Raw genomic sequence first — 17,261 nt, forward strand, 5'->3', positions numbered from 1 at the left:
TCTTTAACTAATCGCCTCCTTTTTCCTCCTCAGCGCAGCGCTATTGAGTTGTTAGTATGAAGTGGTTTCGCATTCATTTGATGGTAGTATTTCAATGGTCGATGACCCACCCACACGGCAGTCAACAAAGGTAACAGTAGCGGTAGAACGCTTACCACGGTAACTATCGTGAGAAAGGGGGAATGGGTTTACCCCCTGATTCTTGACAATCATGGTGAACCTCGTTAAAAAACAATATCTGCCTTGGGAAGCAGGGCGGCTGCCTGTGGACGCTGTATAAGACCATTATCGTCTTGAGTGACGAATTCCTAGAAATAGGGATGCCTAACGTGGCAACGGCGGTTGAGACGGGAAACTCAACAGACGAATAAGACCGTCCCGGATTTCAATGAGTTTTGGGAGAATCAAAATCTCAGCGCGATCTGGTTGGGGTACTTCACGATATTCTATCTTTAGTATTTAGCTGTAAAAGTGAGAAGGAAAAATGACCATTATATTTCAAGCTGCATTAGTCGCGCTGGTTGCGTTGTCGTTTGTCATGGTTGTTGGTGTTCCGGTAGCTTATGCCACTCCGCAAAATTGGAATGAGTCGAAAAAGCTACTTTGGATCGGTTCTGGAGTCTGGTTTGCCTTAGTGTTTTTAGTTGGTCTATTAAACTTTTTTGTGGTATAGGCGACTACTAGTGTGCGCTGGCAAATAGTATAAAGATTTGCTTCATCAGAGGGAGAGGGGGACAAAAAGACAAGGAGACAAGGGGACAAGGGGACAAGGAGGACAAGGAGGACAAGGGGACAAGGAGAAATTTCTTCCCCTGCTTCCCCCTCCCCCTTGTCCTCCCCCTCTCCTTGTCCCCCCCTCTCCCCCTCTCCCCTCCCCCCATCTCCCAAACTTTCCTGCTGCTCTACTTTTAAATAAGAAATGTATATTGGCTGATATGTATAGTTGATTGATTAAGAGGCAGTTATGGCAGTTTTCGAGGGAACTTTTACTCAGACAGAACCTTTGCGGTTTGCAGTGGTTATTGGTCGATTCAATGACCTCGTTACCAGTAAGCTGCTAGAAGGCTGTCAAGATTGCTTGAAACGCCACGGCGTAGATGTCAATCCCCAAGGAACTCAAGTAGATTATGTTTGGGTTCCCGGCAGTTTTGAAGTGCCAGTAGTGGCTCGTCAGCTGGCGCTTTCTCAAAGATATGATGCAATAATTTGTCTGGGTGCTGTTATCCGAGGGCAAACGCCTCATTTTGATTTCGTATCCTCTGAAGTAGCTAAAGGTATTGCCGCTGCTGCCTTTCAAACTGGCGTTCCGGTAGTTTTTGGCGTTTTGACAACGGACACGATGCAACAAGCTTTAGAAAGGGCAGGTATTAAAAGTAATTTGGGTTGGGAATACGCCATGAGTGCCTTGGAAATGGCTAGCCTCATGCGGAATTTGCGCTCTAACCTGGCAGAGCCATATCGGAATTCTCAATCTTTGCCTCCGTCTTTTAAAAGTGCCAGCTTAGGTGAATTTGCCGCCGAGTCACAAGAACACGTCTAAGGGTGTCAAGAGTCAAGAGTCAAGAATCTTTTGACTTTTGACTTTTAACTAATTAAGGTGTTGACAAATTCTGATTAATGTGAAATTATAATATTTATATGCAAGTTGCGGGTATAGCTCAGTGGTAGAGCGTCACCTTGCCAAGGTGAATGTCGCGCGTTCGAATCGCGTTACCCGCTTTTGAAGAAAGTAGATTGATCGCATTACAATCTAAAACCTTTATTGTAGAGACGTTCCGTCCGGAACGCCTCTACTTCTGCTATTTACCTGAAACAAAAATTGGCTCAATTAAAGTGATTTTGGTGTACTTTTGGTTTTATATGACTCAACGATCGCACCTTTGCGGTAATGCTCTTCTTGAAACATGTGGCATCCAGACATAAGATATGGGCATCAGCTGCAAGATGTCAGCTTTGGCAAAAGTCTCAAAAAAAAGTTAAACGAGCAATTCTCAACAAGTATGAGCTATCAGATGCAGGCGCAGTGTCTTTTGGACATCAGGAGCAAGCGATGCCAATTCTACCTTTAAATAACGAGAATCTACCGTACCCCGATCCCATGCATCCCATCGTTGTCCATTTTGTGATTGCGATGGTGTTTTTTTCGTTCTTCTGCGATGTGGTAGGCTACTTTAGCCGCAACGTGCGTTTGTTCGAGGTGAGTTTCTGGAATATGTTTGTTGCCTCGGTTTCGATTTTCGTGGCTGTCATCTTTGGTCAGTTTGAAGCTGGTTTGGCGCAACCTTACTCTTCAGTCCAGCCAATACTAAATTCGCACACAATTACTGGCTGGTCGCTGGCAGCGATCCTTGTTGCGATTACAGCATGGCGCTTTTTCATTCGTACCCGCGATCCTTTAAATATACCTGTTGCTTATCTGGGTGTAGCTACGTTTTTAATTTGCCTGGTGTCATTACAAGTTTATTTAGGGACTCAATTGGTTTGGGTATACGGGTTGCATGTGGAACCAGTTGTGGAAGCTGCGAAAAAAGGGGTTTTACGATGAACTCACAACTCATTGATTCTTTGTGGTTCAAGCTAGGTGCAAACCAACTGCCGTATGAGATGCCAATTCATCCGCAATTGGTGCATCTAACCTTAGGTTTGTTTATTATTGCGATTATTTTTGATATAGCTGGAACACTTTTTCCGTTAGAAAAACCGATTCTGAAATTTTTATCAATTCCAACTGTGCGATCGCAATTCTTTGATGTCGGTTGGTACAATTTGCTAGCTGGTGCAGTTGTGACATTTTTTACCGTAGCAGCAGGCTTTTTCGAGATGATGCTGGCAAACCCGCCAACTGATATAAAAAGTGCTTGGGGGTTAGGGGCTGGTGCAACTATGCTTTTACATGGTATGGGTGGAGTGTTGCTGTTAGCCGCTATTGTTGGCATGACTGTATGGAGAGGATTGCAGCGCTACCGTTGGCGCAAGGATAGCCCCAGACAGGTGCAGTGGAGCTATTTGTTGGCAGGGATTGCGATACTGGGCATTTTATACGTCCACGGAACACTAGGGGCGCAAATGGGAGACGAGTTCGGAATTCACAATACTGCTGCGGGTTTGGTTCGGCAAGGCGAAAACCCAAACTTGTTATTAAAGTAACCTGACTGCAAGCGTGTATCTACTTAAAAAAATATTTATGAGAAAAATTTTCAATTCTCTGTTATTAGCTGCTTTTATCGCAGCGATTATGATAATAGCTCGTTGGATCGGACATCAAGCTTACTCGTGGATGCCTACTCAAGCAACCGCAGAAGCGAAACGGGTTGATGATATATTCAGCTTTCTCACCTCGGTGGGAGCGTTCATCTTCTTGGGAATTACTGGCATCATAGGGTATTCGCTTCTTACCTGTCGTGCGCCTAGGGGAGACTGGAGTCACGGTCATCCTGCCAGAAGTGATGCGAGGATAGAAATCTTGTGGACTGTTACCCCAACTCTACTGGTGTTGTGGCTCGCAGCGCAAAGCTACAACATTTATCAGCAATTAGATATTGAGGGTCTGACACCAATAGTGCATCTGCACATACTGCAAGAACCTGCTACCGCTGCAACAGTCAAAAGTGACATTAATCAGCTTGCGGAAAATATTGAAGTTATCGCCAAACAGTGGGTTTGGTCTTTCCGCTATCCAAATAATGTGATTAGTAACGAATTGCACGTAGTAGTAAATGAACGCACCCGCCTAAATTTGCATTCACAGGACGTGATTCACGGTTTCTACATCCCTGAGTTCCGTCTGAAGCAGGACATCGTACCCAACCGCAACATTGACATTGTGTTAACACCCACCCAAATAGGCAAATATCGGCTGCGTGATTCTCAATTTAGTGGTACCAACTTCGCCTTAATGCAAGCGGATGTATATGTTGATTCAAGTGAAGCTTATAGTCAGTGGCTTTCTCAAGCTGCGAAAGGCAAATAAAAAAGCAACTTTATGACAAATTCGATAGAAAATACTGCCTCGGAAAATCGCGATCGCCAACCTGATACAAACTGGCAAGAGTATTTCAGCTTCAGCACCGACCATAAAGTGATTGGTGTCCAGTACATGGTGACTACCTTCATTTTCTTTTTGATTGGCGGGCTGTTGGCGATGATTATCCGTGGCGAACTGCTTACCCCGGAATCAAATGTGGTCGATCGCTCTCTCTACAATGGCTTATTCACTTTGCATGGCACGGTGATGATTTTTTTATGGATTATACCATTTAATGCCGGTCTTGCCAACTATTTAGTGCCGCTGATGATTGGGGCAAAAGATATGGCGTTTCCAGTTTTGAATGCGATCGCTTTCTGGATGATTCCCCCAGCAGGTATCTTGTTATTATCAAGTTTCTTAGTGCAAGGCGGTCCGGCACAAGCTGGCTGGTGGTCTTACCCACCAATAAGCATCCAAAACCCAACCGGTTATCCCATCAACGGAGAGTCAATTTGGATACTGAGTGTAGCGCTGCTGGGCATCTCATCAATTATGGGGGGTGTCAACTTCATTACCACTATCGTTTGGATGCGGGCGCCGGGTATGACGTTTTTTCGGATGCCGATTTTCGTCTGGTCAGTTCTTAGCGCTCAGTTGCTACAACTGTTTTGCCTGCCTTCCCTCACAGGCGCAATTATACTGTTATTTTTTGACCTCACTTTCGGGACAAACTTCTTCAAACCGTTGCAGGATGGCGACCCAATCATCTATCAGCATTTGTTTTGGTTCTACTCCCATCCGGCAGTTTACGTGATGGCGCTACCCGCCTTCGGTATTTTTGCGGAAATCCTCCCCGCCTTTTCCCGGAATCCGTTGTTTGGTTATCGATCAGTAGCGATCGCCTCCTTCGGAATCGGTTTGGTCAGCATCTTCGTTTGGGTACATCATATGTTCGCCAGCGCTACGCCCAACTGGATGCGGATACTCTTCATGGTTTCCTCGATGTTGGTCGCCGTACCTACTGGTGTAAAAGTATTCGCTTGGACTGCTACGGTCTGGAATGGCAGACTGCACCTTTTGACCCCGATGCTATTTGCTTTGGGAGGTGCAGTCATGTTTGTTTTCGGTGGAATTACTGGGGTTATGCTGGCAAGCGTGCCGTTTGATATTCACGTCAACAACACTTACTTCGTGGTGGGTCACTTTCACTACGTCGTCCACAACACCATCACGATGGCAATTTTTGCGGCGATTTATTTTTGGTTTCCGAAAATAACCGGGCGGATGTACGCTGAAGGCTGGGGCAAGATACATTTCTTTTTGACCTTTATCGGTGCGAACCTCACCTTCTTCCCGATGCATCCTTTAGGCTTACAAGGAATGCTGCGCCGAGTTTCCTCCTACGATCCGCAGTATCAGGGATGGAATATCGTTGCCAGCCTTGGGGGTTTTTTGTTGGGGATGTCTACGCTGCCTTTCATCGCCAATATGATAAGTTCTTTACTATTGGGCAAGCTGGCATCTCATAATCCCTGGCACGCTACAGGGTTGGAGTGGAAGACTTCCTCACCACCACCAAAAGAGAACTTTGAGGAAATTCCTGTTGTGAATGAGCCACCTTACAACTACAACGATACGTCATTAGAGGCGCCGGAAGCAGCCGCTCAGGAGTAGAGGGGGGGAGTGGGGGAGTGGGGGCAATCTAAAATCCAAAATCCCATGAGTTATGCCAAATCCTATACATGTAGATGAAAGTCCTATCCGTTTCGATCGCTTGCACGGGTCTTTACCGAATTGGCTGAAGCGGTTTCTGCCGATTGGTGGGGGACTGTCTCACGATCATCATGGTAAAGGAATGTTCGGCGTTACCGTGTTTTTACTGTCGGAGAGCATAGTTTTTTTCAGCTTTTTCTTTACATATATTGCTCTACGGTTGACACATCCCAACTGGTTGCCGCCCGGTGTCAAGGGACCGGAATTGTCTACATTTGTAATTATTAATACGGTGGTACTGCTTTCAAGTAGCTTCGTCATCCAAGCAGCAGAAAACGCCCTCAAGCGCAATAAAATCAAAAAATTTCGCAGGCTGTGGCTGTTGACTTCTGGTATGGGAATTTACTTCTTGGTTGGTGAAGGAATTGAGTGGCGGAATCTCGATTTTGGGTTAACTACGGGGCTGGTTGGCGGAACGTTTTATGTGTTGACAGGCTTTCACGGTCTACACGTTTTTAGTGGTGTGGTTCTACAGACGATTATGTTTGCCCGCTCTTTTATTCGCGGTAACTACAACAAAAGTCACTTTGGTGTCAGTGCAACTACTCTATTTTGGCACTTCGTTGATGTGATTTGGGTTATTCTGTTTTCGCTGATTTACCTATGGCAAGCGTAGAAATTTAGATTGTGTAGGTCAAGATTTGGACGAAAAACTTTTGGTCTTTGAATTTATCAACTTTATTAAGCAGTTTTATGATATCAATTCAAGTATTGTCAGCGATAAATCGGCTTCTAGGCGCAATTTTAGAAACTCAGCCCCCAGAGACATCATCCGGAAAAGATCCTTTGATTGCTCATGGTTTGCAAGTTTGGCAATACGTTGGCATTACTGTTCTTGCTATCGCTGCGATCGCTGCTGTAGGATTTTTTAGTCGCAAAGTTGAATATGCTATCTTTTTCGCTGTTGGACTAAGCATTGCTTTAATTGTTTTCTTTTTAACAGTATAAGTAGGGGGATTGGGGAGGCAGTGCGTAGGCATCGGCAGCGCGGTCTTCTCCCACTCGTGAGAGGCGCTCCGCCAAGGTCCTGCAGTGCGTTGTCCGGGTTTCCCGGCAACCAAAGCACCTGCCGTCGGCGGAGCCGACAGCCGTGCATCTGCCGTGGTTCCCCCCACTCGCTGTTGCCGCAAGGGTTTCCCGGCAGCCTTTGCACCTGCGGACGCACCCATTTTCATCGTGGGAACAACAGCAGATTACGCCCAAAGAACGTTATCAAGGATTTGATGCGAGATTATCAACAACTCACCCGCGAATTGATGATCTTTGGCTGTCACCTGCATGTTGACATTAGCGATCCTGAGATGGCGATCGCCTAACCGCGATCCTCTGATACCAATTCTGTATGAAGATGCGCTGACGCGCAAGAAATAAAAACGAACCACAAAGACGCGTTGGCGAAGCCTCTCCGACAGGAGAAGAACGCGAAGAGAAGAGGTATAGAGATAATTTGGCGCAGCTTCACAAAGAAACGGTATGACAAGTCAAACATGCGCATACTTGGTGCTTAGCAAAAATATTTGAAAATATTGTTGGGGATGTCCTCGAACTTGGTAGAATTGTTAACTTCGATAAAGGTAACATTATATTAGGGAGCGCTCTAGCGTATTGTGCATGATTAAACAGCAAGTAGCACGTTACGGGTCTTGGCGATCGCCCATCACAACTGACTTGATAACGTCCCAAAATATTGGATTAGGGCAGATTGTTCTGGATGGCAAAGACATCTACTGGAGTGAGTTGCGACCGAGGGAACAAGGTCGGACTGCGATCGTGCGATGGAGTGTAGATGGTTCTCCTCAAGATATGACATCTACTAAGTTTAACGTGCGTACCCGCGTCCATGAGTACGGGGGTGGTTCTTTTCTTGTAGCTGACGGCACTGTTTACTTTTCCAACGAGGCCGATCAACGCCTCTACCGTCAAGAGATTGGGAAAGAGGCACAACCTGTCACACCTGTAGCATCTATGCGCTATGCAAACGGCGTGTTTGACCGGCAACGGCAACGAATTATTTGTGTGTGCGAAGATACCACTGTTGCCGGACGCGAACCAATCAACACATTAGTGAGTATTGGACTGGAGGGGGATGTCCACCCTGTTGTGCTGGTTCAAGGAAACGACTTTTATGCCTCGCCGCGCCTCAGTCACGATGGCGATCGCATAGCTTGGCTGACTTGGAACCATCCAAATATGCCGTGGGATGGTACAGAACTGTGGGTAGGGGAATTGAACGCAGACGGTTCTGTGGGACACAGCCAACGAGTTGCTGGCAGTGCAGATGAATCAATCTTCCAACCAGAGTGGTCTTTGGATGGCAACTTATACTTTATTTCCGACCGTACTGGCTGGTGGAATCTCTATCGCTGGAGGGATGAAAATGTAGAACCGCTGACTCGAATGCAGGCTGAGTTTGGCAAACCGCAATGGGTCTTGGGGATGTCCACCTATGCATTCGAGTCAACTCACAGGATTGTTTGCTCTTATACTCAGCAGGGGACTTGGCACTTAGCAAGCCTTGATACTCTCAGTTGTAAACTGCAAACATTAAAAGTTCCCTACACGGAAATAGATTCTGTGCAAGCCTCGCCTGGAAAAGCCGTGTTTCTCGGTGCTTCTGCAACCCAGTCAAGAGTTCTTGTCCAAATGGACTTGCAAACAGGAGAACTTGAGGTGCTACGCCGCTCCACTAATGCGACAATTGACACAGGTTATCTTTCAGCACCTGAGGCAATTGAGTTCCCAACATCTAACGGACAGACAGCGTATGCCCTGTATTACCCACCACAGAACCGCGATTACACTGCCCCTGTTGGCGAGAAACCTCCCCTACTAGTTAAAAGTCACGGTGGTCCAACATCAGCAGCTTCCAGTAGCCTCAATTATGGAATTCAGTACTGGACGAGTCGGGGAATAGCAGTTGTTGATGTGAATTACGGCGGTAGCACAGGTTACGGGCGCGAGTATCGGCAGCGACTGGATGGTCGTTGGGGAATTGTAGATGTTGATGATTGCGTGTTTTGTGCGCGTTATCTGGTGGAACGACCAGAGGTAGACGGCGATCGCTTAGCAATTTCTGGTGGTAGTGCAGGTGGATATACCACACTCTGTGCGTTGACAATGCGCGACACATTCAAAGCAGGGGCAAGTTATTACGGAGTGAGTAACTTGGAAGCCTTAGCAGGGGATACGCACAAATTCGAGTCGCGGTACTTAGATCGTTTGGTAGGTCCTTACCCGCAGCAGCGTCAACTTTATCAGGAGCGATCGCCAATTTACTTTACAGACCATCTTACCTGTCCGGTCATCTTCTTTCAAGGATTGGAAGATCGGGTTGTCCCACCCAATCAAGCCCATGCAATGGTCGAAGTCCTGCGGAGTAAAAAGTTGCCTGTAGCCTATGTTACCTTTGAAGGTGAACAGCATGGCTTTCGGAATGCTCAAAACATCAAACGTTCTCTAGATGCAGAACTGTACTTCTACTCACGAATTTTTGGCTTTGAACTTGCCGAAGCAGTCGAACCCGTGGAAATTGAAAATCTTCTCATATAGTAGATGTCAACCCACAAAACAACTTTATTTTTATGCTGGTGCAAGAGGACTACAAAACACATAACCACGTTAAATTCTTGGTTAATTACCATTTCGTGTGGATTCCTAAAAGGAGGCGTAAAGTTTTGACGGGTGCGATATCAACTAGAATTAGACAAATATTTCTTGAGTTAGCTATAGAAAAAGGTTGGGATATCCTAGCTTTAGAGGTAGCACCCGACCACATACATTTGTTTGTAAGTGTCAAACCTACTGATACACCACACTTGGTCGTGAAAGCATTTAAGGGGCATTCAAGCTATTATCTAAGAAAAGAATTTCCAGAACTCTTGAAAATGCCTAGTTTATGGACTAGTAGCTATTTTGTAAGCACTGCTGGTAATGTTAGCAGTGAAGCTATTAGAAAATACATTGAAGACCCGCATCATGGGTCGAATTAAAACGATCGTGCGTTAAAACCGCTCGTGCCGCTTCGCTCTCAGGGCTAAAGCCGCGCTCGTTTCCCATATCCCGCTTATTCCTATGAACCCAATTTATCAAACTGTGATTGTCGGTGGTGGCTTTACTGGGCTATTTACAGCTTTACATTTGAGCCATCAACATTATCCTCGAAGTGTAATTCTGATCGATCGAGAGGAGCGCTTTTGTTTTAAGCCGTTACTTTATGAGTATTTCAGCGGTGAAATGGATGCAAATCAAGTAGTACCGCGTTTTCAGGATTTGCTCAAGGGTAGTGGTGTAATTTTTGTTCAAGATACAGTGGAATCGATTGACCTACATCAAAAGCAAGTTAAATTAACTTCGGGGACGTGTTACGACTACAGTAATTTAGTTTTGGGTTTGGGTAGCGTCACTAGCTATTTGCATGTTGAAGGAGCGAAAAATTATGCGTTGCCTTTCTGGACAACAGAAGATGCGATCGCTATCGAGCGTCATTTACATGAGTGTTTGCAACAAGCTGTTAAAATCGAAGATGCAGAACAACGTCGCAAATTATTAACAGTAGCCGTAGTTGGTGGTGGTGCTTCAGGTGTAGAAATGGCAGCCACTTTAGCCGATTTGCTACCGCATTGGTATGCTGCTTTGGGTGGCAATTCTCAAGAAATCCGTGTGGTACTGCTCAATCACGGTCAACAAATCCTCAATCACGATATTAACAGTCATTTGCGTGAAATTGCTGAGGTAGAATTAAAAAAACGCACCCTGCCAATAGAAATGCTGTTGGGAGCAGAAGCCACAGCGATTCAAACAAACTCAGTTGAGTACAAGCGCGATGGCAAATTAGAGACGCTTGCAGCAGCTACGACAATTTGGACTACTGGCACATCTGTTCATCCGTTAATTAAAGATTTGGCAGTGTCAAACGAGCATCGTGACAAACATGGTCGTCTTTTAGTCACCCCGACATTGCAATTGCTCGACTTTCCAGAAGTTTTTGCAGGCGGTGATTGTGCAGCTGTACAGAACAGTTCCCTACCAGCCACGGCACAGGTAGCGTATCAGCAGGGAGCGGCGATCGCTTATAATCTGAAAGCTCGCGCTTTAGGCAATGAGCTAAAAGCAGCTAGAGTTAACTTACGCGGCACTCTACTCAAACTCGGCTTAGATGATGCTGCCGCTAGCATTTACAACGTTTTTGAAGTTAAGGGCGAAGCTGCTCACTTAATTCGTCAAGGTACTTATTTAGAATTATTACCAACGCCAATTCACAACTTCAAAGCTACCACAGAATGGCTGAATGAAGAGATTTTTCACGACCACATGGACCCAAATAATGTGGGTAAAACAGTTGTGCGGACAGCGGAAATAGTTGGCGCAGGAGTCGTAGGGGTTCTAGTTGCGAGAAAATTACTGAAAATGTTGGGAGATGATAAAAGCGATAAATCCTGATGTTTGCAATATCATGTCCGCTTAATCACTTATAATTAGTTTGCCACGAGTGCGGCGATCGCGATTGAGCGGACTTGATATTACGAAAGGCTGAATCACTGGGAACTGGTGGTTACTTCGGATAGTCTAAAAGTGCTGAGTTTACCTTGGGAATTGCTCTACTCCCAAAGGAGCGATCGCCAATTTCTTGCATTTTTTTGGCGTTTTCTTATGTCAATGTAGTTGATTGCTTTGGTTGAGTGTAGACATGCCCTAATTCTATAGATTGTGGCGCTTTTTCGGAAAAGCCATTTACCACGGTCAAGTCAGATGCTGTTGCAGTCAAGTCGGCAAAACGGTTCGGATGATACAAAGTATGCATACGATGGAATTCCCCTCTCAGTGAAGCCAGCACCGCAAGAGCGATCGCCGGCGATTCCGCAAAGCCCCCCGTATTGTGTCCTCCTGCGATAATCAATTTGCCGCCCCTGGTGGTCGGGATCGCCTCGAGACGATCGCAACAGATACTTTTTGCCTTGTATAAACGACACTTTTATTATCCAACACACGCACGAGTCGTTCGGTATTGATGCGTTCAGCCAAGCTCAACGGCAAAATATCGGCATGGATGCGATCGTTCGGCACAGAAGGAGAATCCGCGACATCCTGGCTCAACGGCTGAATATCGTCATGAATCTTCGGTTCGTTCGGCACAGAAGGAAAAACCCGGACACCTGCAAACCATAACTCTCGCGCATCTAGTGCCTGGAGGCTGTTAACTTTTTGCACAATGAACCGCTCTTTATCGGGCATTGCGGATTCCCAACTTCTAATAGCCTGCTCTGTTGGCAATTCTTGGACAATCAAAACATCCGGTTTCAGTTCAATCAAAGTCTTGCCTATGAAACGGCTTCCTTTAATTTGTAAGTCAGGTCGGTAGATAATATTATCATCAAGGATGTCTTGTAGAATATCTTCAGTAACTTTGTAAGCAATTAAAATTCGCATGACTTACCTATAATTTTTCGCGAGGGTGTGGACTACTGCGAGAGTTTCCATCCCATTTTTATACATCAACCAATCAGCCAATCTCCGAATTTTCATTTAACATTTTCTGCTTGTTAAGTTACATCAAACAACCTTCTAAAGTTACAGCCAAAAACCTAACCTAAGGTAGAACCAGTCAATGAAGAAAAGTAAGATTCTTGCGTTTATTGAAGTTTAGGCTTAACTGAATTATTGATGCCGTAAGCCTAGAGCAAATTATTGGTAAATTATGCAACCAAAATTTTATCAAGTAAGTATTTTCTCCGCCCAGAGCAGAGATATCGAGCAACTTATTTGTCGTTGTTAACGCACAAGCGTTAAGAGAAATGGAGATTTCGTGTTTGAAACTTGTTTTGGGTGTAAAACAGGTATTAACGACGCTAAAAAAAGCGATAAATCCTGATGCTTATAACAGGCTTATGGTATAATAATGCCGATAAATTTCAAGTTTAATTGGAAACGTTTTCAGTCTTTCTTGACTTTTTTCAAGCGGCTGATCGTTGCCCATCGTGCGTCTTTGCTGCTTTTATTAATCGGAGTCTATTTACCCTTACAAGTTTTTGGGGAACTAGCGGAAGATGTTTGGGAGAATGAAGGTGGCTTTCGGTGGGATGTGCCGATTTTGTTAGCAATTCACTCGACGGCTAGACCATCCCTTGATGTTTTTGCGGGGACGCTGACTAAATTCGGGGTATTTTGGGGTGTGTTTCCGGTTGCGAGTGCGATCGCGATCGCTTTATTTTTGCGTCGTCGGTGGCGATCGCTAATCTACTTAATTACCACGTTGTTAGGCAGCATCATCATCAACCGAACGGCGAAGGTTTTGCTGCATCGCGTGCGTCCTCATTTGTGGGTTTCCCCAGCACCAGAGTTTGACTACGGATTCCCCAGCGGTCATGCGATGTCGAGTATGACTTTAGTGGCAGTTTTAGTGATTTTAACATGGGGTAGTCGTTGGCGCTGGCTGGTTATAATTGCCGGAAGTCTGTTTGTGTTAGCGATTGGCTGGACGCGGTTGTATTTGGGAGTTCATTATCCCAGCGACATTTTAGCAGGCTGGACGGCTTCTGTAGCTTGGGCTGTTGGGGTGAGTTTGTTGATTAAGCCTTGGGGTAGACACCGTGCATAGCTTAAAGGCATTTTTTCTAAATGTAGGCGAGGCTGCTTATAAGTTTACAAGTTCAGCGACCATTTTTACCAACTCATCTGGTTCAATTGGTTTAGCAAGATGCTTTTGAAAGCCGGCTTGGAGTGCTTGCATTTTATCTTCAACTCTGGTGTATGCGGTGAGAGCGATCGCCGGAATTTTTCTTTCATTTTTTTGCTCTAAATCTCGCACTTGGCTAATTAACTGATAACCATCTTCTCCCGGCATTCCAATATCACTCACCAGGACATGAAAATGATTTTGTTTTAAGCATTCTATCGCTTCACTTACCGATCCTACGGCCGTAACTTTGGCAAAAGATTCTTCCAACACAATTTTCAGAAAGTCACGACTGTCGATATTGTCCTCTACAACTAAGACTTGAATATTATCGAGGGAGGGTAAATTTTCTGGATCGTTTGCATTATTTTCTACCGCCGATTCCGGCTTTAACTGATTTGCTTTTGGTAACGGTAAATAAACTGTGAAGGTTGCACCTTTACCTTCGCCTTCGCTGTGAGCATAAATCTTGCCATTATGCAATTCTACTAGGTGACGAGCAATTGTCAATCCTAACCCCAGCCCGCCATAAGAGCGGGTAGAAGAACTATCTGCTTGGCGAAAGCGGTCAAACACGTAAGGAATAAAGTCAGGATTAATGCCAATTCCTGTGTCGGTGACTGTGATTTGAGCGTAGGTGGGGAGAGTGGGGAGTGGGGAGGGGGGAGACAAGGGAGACAAGGGAGAGGGGGAAGCAGGGGAAGCAGGGGAAGCAGGGGAAGAAATTTCCCCTTGTCTGTTTGTCTCCTTGTCCCCAAGTCGTTCCCCTTGTCCCCCAAGTCCTCCTTGTCCCCCATTCCCCCCTTCGGGGTTCGCCAGTCGCTCATCGGGAGCCAGTGCCGTGGGCGGGTTTCCCGACTTGAGGCATCTGGCGTGGAGACCCCCAAGACCCAACGGGAGAGCCAGTCCCTCATCGTGACGGAGACCGCTCCTGAGGGGGCTGGTCTCACCGCGCTGGCTCACCATTCCCATCGACAAGCTGATTTCAACTCGTCCGGCTTTGGAGGTAAACTTAATTGCATTCGAGAGTAAGTTTCCAATAACTTGCCGCAGACGTTGTTGGTCGCCACAAATTATTTGTACTTGCGGATCGAATATACTTTCTAGTTGAATGGCTTTCGCGTCGGCTTGCGGGCGTACAGTTTCTAGTAGTGTTTCAATTAAACTAATTAGATTTACAGGTTCTATTTGCAACTGCAACTTTCCCCGAATGATTTTTGAGACATCGAGGATATCTTCAATCAGTTGTGCTTGAGATTGGGCATTGCGTTCGATTGTTTCTAAAGCGCGATTTGTGGTTGTGGGGTCAAATTGTCTGGAAAGCAACTGTTTCGACCAACCGAGTATTGAGGTGAGGGGGGTACGAAGTTCGTGAGAAACGATCGCTAAAAACTCATCTTTCATCCGGTTGGCAGCTTCAGCTTCTTGTCTTGCTGCTTGTTCGCGAATCATTTGTTCGCGGACTATTTCCGCCTGCTTGCGTTCTGTGATATCTTCAATAGTGCCAACGTATCCCAATAATTGCCGATTATCGGAAAACATTACCGATGTGCGGACATGAACCCAGCACAATGTATTATCGGGCTGGCAAATACGAAATTCATCTGAGTATGTCTGTCCGCAACGAATAGAACGCGACCAATCGCCAAGCACGCGATCGCGATCTTCTGCATAAATACATTTTGCCCAACCTTCCTCCCAACTTTCATTAATTTGGAAGTCATAAAATGCTTGACAATTGGGATTTGTGTAAGTAATTTTCCCTTCAGTGTCTGTTAAAAAAATTGCAATCGGAGAGCAAGCACTCAAAGCGCGAAATTTCTCTTCACTTTGTCTTAGTTCAGAGTTAATGCTCGTAAGTTCAGCAGCTTGTCGCTTTACTTCGAGTGTTTTTTTGAACAGTTCCACAAACACGGTTACTTTTGATTTTAAGATAACCGAGTCAATCGGCTTCGACAGATAGTCTACTGCGCCTAAGGTATAGCCTTTAAACAGCATGGTATCGTTAACACCAAAGGCTGTGAGAAAAATTATCGGTGTATTGCGCGATCGCTCTCTTTGCCGAATTAAGGTTGCTGTCTCAAACCCATCCATTTCCGGCATCTGCACATCTAGTAATATCACGGCAAAGTCTTGATGCAATAAGCACCTGAGAGCTTCGGCACCAGAATAAGCTTTGACTAAATTTTGACCCAGCCCTTCTAAAATTGCTTCCAAAGCAATCAAATTTTCTGGATGATCGTCTATTAAGAGGATGTTTACTTTTGGTGCAGACTGCATAATCAATTAAAATTATAAATTCCAAATTTCTTATTTAAGATGCTAAAATCCAACCTTTTTTATCCGGAACTAGAGGTGAAAAAAGAGGAAGAACACAGATTGACCAAGAAAGGAGCGATTTCTGCTAAAGGCAAAATTGTTGCTGAAACCACTGCTGCAATTGCCGCATCTGGCATTATACGACTAACAGCTGTGGTCGGTTCTTGAACAATTGCCATACCACCGTATGACTTGACTTTTGCCAGTCCTTGTGCCCCATCTTGACTTGAGCCTGTGAGAATCACGCCAATTGCTCGCTCTCCATAAGCATCAGCGGTGGATTCAAATAGCACATCAATAGAGGGACGGGCATAAGAAACAGGTGCTTCGGTTGAAAGAGCAAAGTGACCGGGTTCTACTAATAAATGATAATCTGCTGGTGCGAGGTAAATTTGTCCGGGAGCGATCGCTTGTTTGTCTGTCACTTCCACTACTGGTAATAAACTAGACCTTTGCAAGCAGTTCACCAATTCACCTTCCGAGTCTTTGTGACGATGTTGAGCCACAGCAATGGCGATCGCCAAGTTTTTCGGTAAGCTTCCCAAAATCGTTTCCATTGCCTGTAATCCGCCCCAAGATGCACCAATTACAGTAATATCAAATTTCATCATTCGATCCTCCGGTAAAGCTTTTCCTGAGCCGCTAACTCCTCATAAAACTCTTCGTGAGGTGAACTTATCAGCGTTTCTTGTTTCCCCAATCCCAAAACACCGAACATCTTTAAACTTCCATATAGCAGCTTGTGAACTTGGTCTTGAAGTTCTTTGTTGAAGTAAATTAAAACATTGCGACAGAGAATAACGTTGAATTCATTAAAAGAAGCATCTGTTACCAAATTATGCGGTGAAAATATGAGATTTTCTTTCAAAAAAGAGTGGAAAATAGCACCATCATAGCCCGCTGTATAATATTTGGAAAATGATTCTTTACCACCCGAACGCAAATAAAGTTGGGTATATTCTTGCATCAAATGCAAAGAAAAAATACCAGCTTTGGCTTTGCGTAACACTGCTTCATTCATATCAGTAGCATAGATGCGGCAACGGTGATACAATCCTTCTTCAAATAGCAAAATTGCCATTGAATAAACTTCTTCACCCGTAGAGCATCCAGCGTGCCAAATGCGAATAAAGGGATAGGTACGCAAAAGGGGAACGGCTTTATTTCTAAAAGCAATATAGAAACTAGGGTCGCGAAACATCGCGGTGACATTCACCGAAAGACCCAATAAAAAGCGTTCCATACAAGCGGAATCGTGCAAAACTTTTTCTTGAAGTCCAGAGACACTAGTTAGCTTTTCCGAGCGAATCGTATTCCAAATTCGACGCTTGAGAGAAGCCATTGCATAGTTACGAAAGTCAAAGCCGTAATAGCGATACACTCCCTCTAGTAGTAGCTGAATTTCAATATCTTCGAGTTCGTTAGGGTTTTTGGGGGACATGGGGAAATTGGGCAATGGGCAATGGGCATGGGGGAGGCAGTGCGTTGGACGGGTCTCCCGGCTTGAAGCACCTGCCGTCATCGGGCATC

19 protein-coding genes and 1 tRNA gene are annotated in these 17,261 nt (G+C 45.2%); 15 read left to right on the plus strand and 5 right to left on the minus strand.

All coding sequences use genetic code 11. From position 1 onward, the window contains the following. Nucleotides 1-484: 484 nt before the first annotated feature. The 14 genes from psbZ (at nt 485) to AABK37_RS24255 (ending at nt 11,179) form a co-directional block, all read left to right on the plus strand. Complete coding sequence (psbZ, locus tag AABK37_RS24190) at nt 485-673, plus strand: photosystem II reaction center protein PsbZ (RefSeq protein ID WP_039739253.1); 189 nt, start codon at nt 485-487, stop codon at nt 671-673. Between the two features lie 37 nt (nt 674-710). Continuing rightward, nucleotides 711-947, plus strand: a complete 237-nt coding sequence (locus tag AABK37_RS24195) for a hypothetical protein (RefSeq protein WP_432554070.1) — start codon at nt 711-713, stop codon at nt 945-947. 17 nt (nt 948-964) lie between these two features. Further along, nucleotides 965-1,540 carry a 6,7-dimethyl-8-ribityllumazine synthase gene (ribH, locus tag AABK37_RS24200; RefSeq protein WP_089126889.1) on the plus strand — a complete coding sequence of 192 codons (576 nt, stop codon included), beginning with the start codon at nt 965-967 and terminating at the stop codon, nt 1,538-1,540. A 107-nt stretch (nt 1,541-1,647) separates the two neighbouring features. After that, nucleotides 1,648-1,719 (plus strand) — tRNA-Gly (locus AABK37_RS24205). Nucleotides 1,720-2,050: 331 nt separating this feature from the next. Continuing rightward, entirely contained in the window at nt 2,051-2,545 is a 495-nt protein-coding gene (locus AABK37_RS24210) for a DUF2231 domain-containing protein (protein WP_432554085.1), read from the plus strand. Beyond that, nucleotides 2,542-3,147, plus strand: coding sequence for a DUF2231 domain-containing protein (locus AABK37_RS24215; RefSeq protein WP_432554071.1), 606 nt, complete (start codon nt 2,542-2,544; stop codon nt 3,145-3,147). The genes AABK37_RS24210 and AABK37_RS24215 overlap by 4 nt, the downstream gene beginning before the upstream one ends. A 37-nt stretch (nt 3,148-3,184) precedes the next feature. Continuing rightward, complete coding sequence (locus tag AABK37_RS24220) at nt 3,185-3,970, plus strand: cytochrome c oxidase subunit II (RefSeq protein WP_432554072.1); 786 nt, start codon at nt 3,185-3,187, stop codon at nt 3,968-3,970. 12 nt (nt 3,971-3,982) lie between these two features. Next, a complete protein-coding gene (ctaD, locus tag AABK37_RS24225) occupies nt 3,983-5,641 on the plus strand; it encodes a cytochrome c oxidase subunit I (RefSeq protein ID WP_432554073.1) in 1,659 nt (552 codons plus the stop codon). A gap of 52 nt (nt 5,642-5,693) precedes the next feature. Further along, the gene (locus tag AABK37_RS24230; RefSeq protein WP_432554074.1) at nt 5,694-6,356 is read left to right on the plus strand and encodes a cytochrome c oxidase subunit 3; all 663 of its coding nucleotides are present in this window, start codon (nt 5,694-5,696) and stop codon (nt 6,354-6,356) included. 77 nt (nt 6,357-6,433) lie between these two features. Further along, a complete protein-coding gene (locus AABK37_RS24235) occupies nt 6,434-6,688 on the plus strand; it encodes a hypothetical protein (RefSeq protein ID WP_432554075.1) in 255 nt (84 codons plus the stop codon). A gap of 89 nt (nt 6,689-6,777) precedes the next feature. Then, complete coding sequence (locus AABK37_RS24240) at nt 6,778-7,056, plus strand: hypothetical protein (RefSeq protein WP_432554076.1); 279 nt, start codon at nt 6,778-6,780, stop codon at nt 7,054-7,056. Between the two features lie 295 nt (nt 7,057-7,351). Further along, nucleotides 7,352-9,289 carry a S9 family peptidase gene (locus AABK37_RS24245; protein WP_432554077.1) on the plus strand — a complete coding sequence of 646 codons (1,938 nt, stop codon included), beginning with the start codon at nt 7,352-7,354 and terminating at the stop codon, nt 9,287-9,289. A gap of 32 nt (nt 9,290-9,321) precedes the next feature. After that, nucleotides 9,322-9,729: an IS200/IS605 family transposase gene (tnpA, locus tag AABK37_RS24250; RefSeq protein WP_432554078.1), complete on the plus strand. Its 408-nt coding sequence runs from the start codon at nt 9,322-9,324 to the stop codon at nt 9,727-9,729. An 82-nt stretch (nt 9,730-9,811) separates the two neighbouring features. After that, nucleotides 9,812-11,179, plus strand: coding sequence for an NAD(P)/FAD-dependent oxidoreductase (locus tag AABK37_RS24255; protein ID WP_432554079.1), 1,368 nt, complete (start codon nt 9,812-9,814; stop codon nt 11,177-11,179). A 208-nt stretch (nt 11,180-11,387) separates the two neighbouring features. On the opposite strand, the gene AABK37_RS24260 is transcribed toward AABK37_RS24255, so the two are convergent. Both AABK37_RS24260 and AABK37_RS24265 read right to left on the minus strand, forming a co-directional pair. Beyond that, nucleotides 11,388-11,636, minus strand: a complete 249-nt coding sequence (locus tag AABK37_RS24260) for a hypothetical protein (RefSeq protein ID WP_432554080.1) — start codon at nt 11,634-11,636, stop codon at nt 11,388-11,390. Beyond that, nucleotides 11,633-12,166 carry a hypothetical protein gene (locus tag AABK37_RS24265; RefSeq protein ID WP_432554081.1) on the minus strand — a complete coding sequence of 178 codons (534 nt, stop codon included), beginning with the start codon at nt 12,164-12,166 and terminating at the stop codon, nt 11,633-11,635. The genes AABK37_RS24260 and AABK37_RS24265 overlap by 4 nt, the downstream gene beginning before the upstream one ends. Nucleotides 12,167-12,635: 469 nt before the next feature. Between AABK37_RS24265 and AABK37_RS24270 the strand changes: the two genes are divergently transcribed. Continuing rightward, nucleotides 12,636-13,334 carry a phosphatase PAP2 family protein gene (locus tag AABK37_RS24270; protein ID WP_432554082.1) on the plus strand — a complete coding sequence of 233 codons (699 nt, stop codon included), beginning with the start codon at nt 12,636-12,638 and terminating at the stop codon, nt 13,332-13,334. Between the two features lie 36 nt (nt 13,335-13,370). On the opposite strand, the gene AABK37_RS24275 is transcribed toward AABK37_RS24270, so the two are convergent. From AABK37_RS24275 to AABK37_RS24285, 3 genes are read right to left on the minus strand one after another with little or no spacing between them, the layout of a single operon-like run. After that, nucleotides 13,371-15,692, minus strand: a complete 2,322-nt coding sequence (locus AABK37_RS24275) for a response regulator (protein WP_432554083.1) — start codon at nt 15,690-15,692, stop codon at nt 13,371-13,373. Between the two features lie 59 nt (nt 15,693-15,751). Continuing rightward, complete coding sequence (locus tag AABK37_RS24280; RefSeq protein WP_432554086.1) at nt 15,752-16,339, minus strand: chemotaxis protein CheB; 588 nt, start codon at nt 16,337-16,339, stop codon at nt 15,752-15,754. Beyond that, entirely contained in the window at nt 16,339-17,172 is an 834-nt protein-coding gene (locus AABK37_RS24285) for a CheR family methyltransferase (RefSeq protein ID WP_432554087.1), read from the minus strand. Before AABK37_RS24285 ends, AABK37_RS24280 begins: the two co-directional genes overlap by 1 nt. Between the last annotated feature and the right edge of the window lie 89 nt (nt 17,173-17,261).

Source organism: Tolypothrix sp. VBCCA 56010, from assembly GCF_050875635.1.
Classification (GTDB): Bacteria; Cyanobacteriota; Cyanobacteriia; order Cyanobacteriales; family Nostocaceae; genus Hassallia.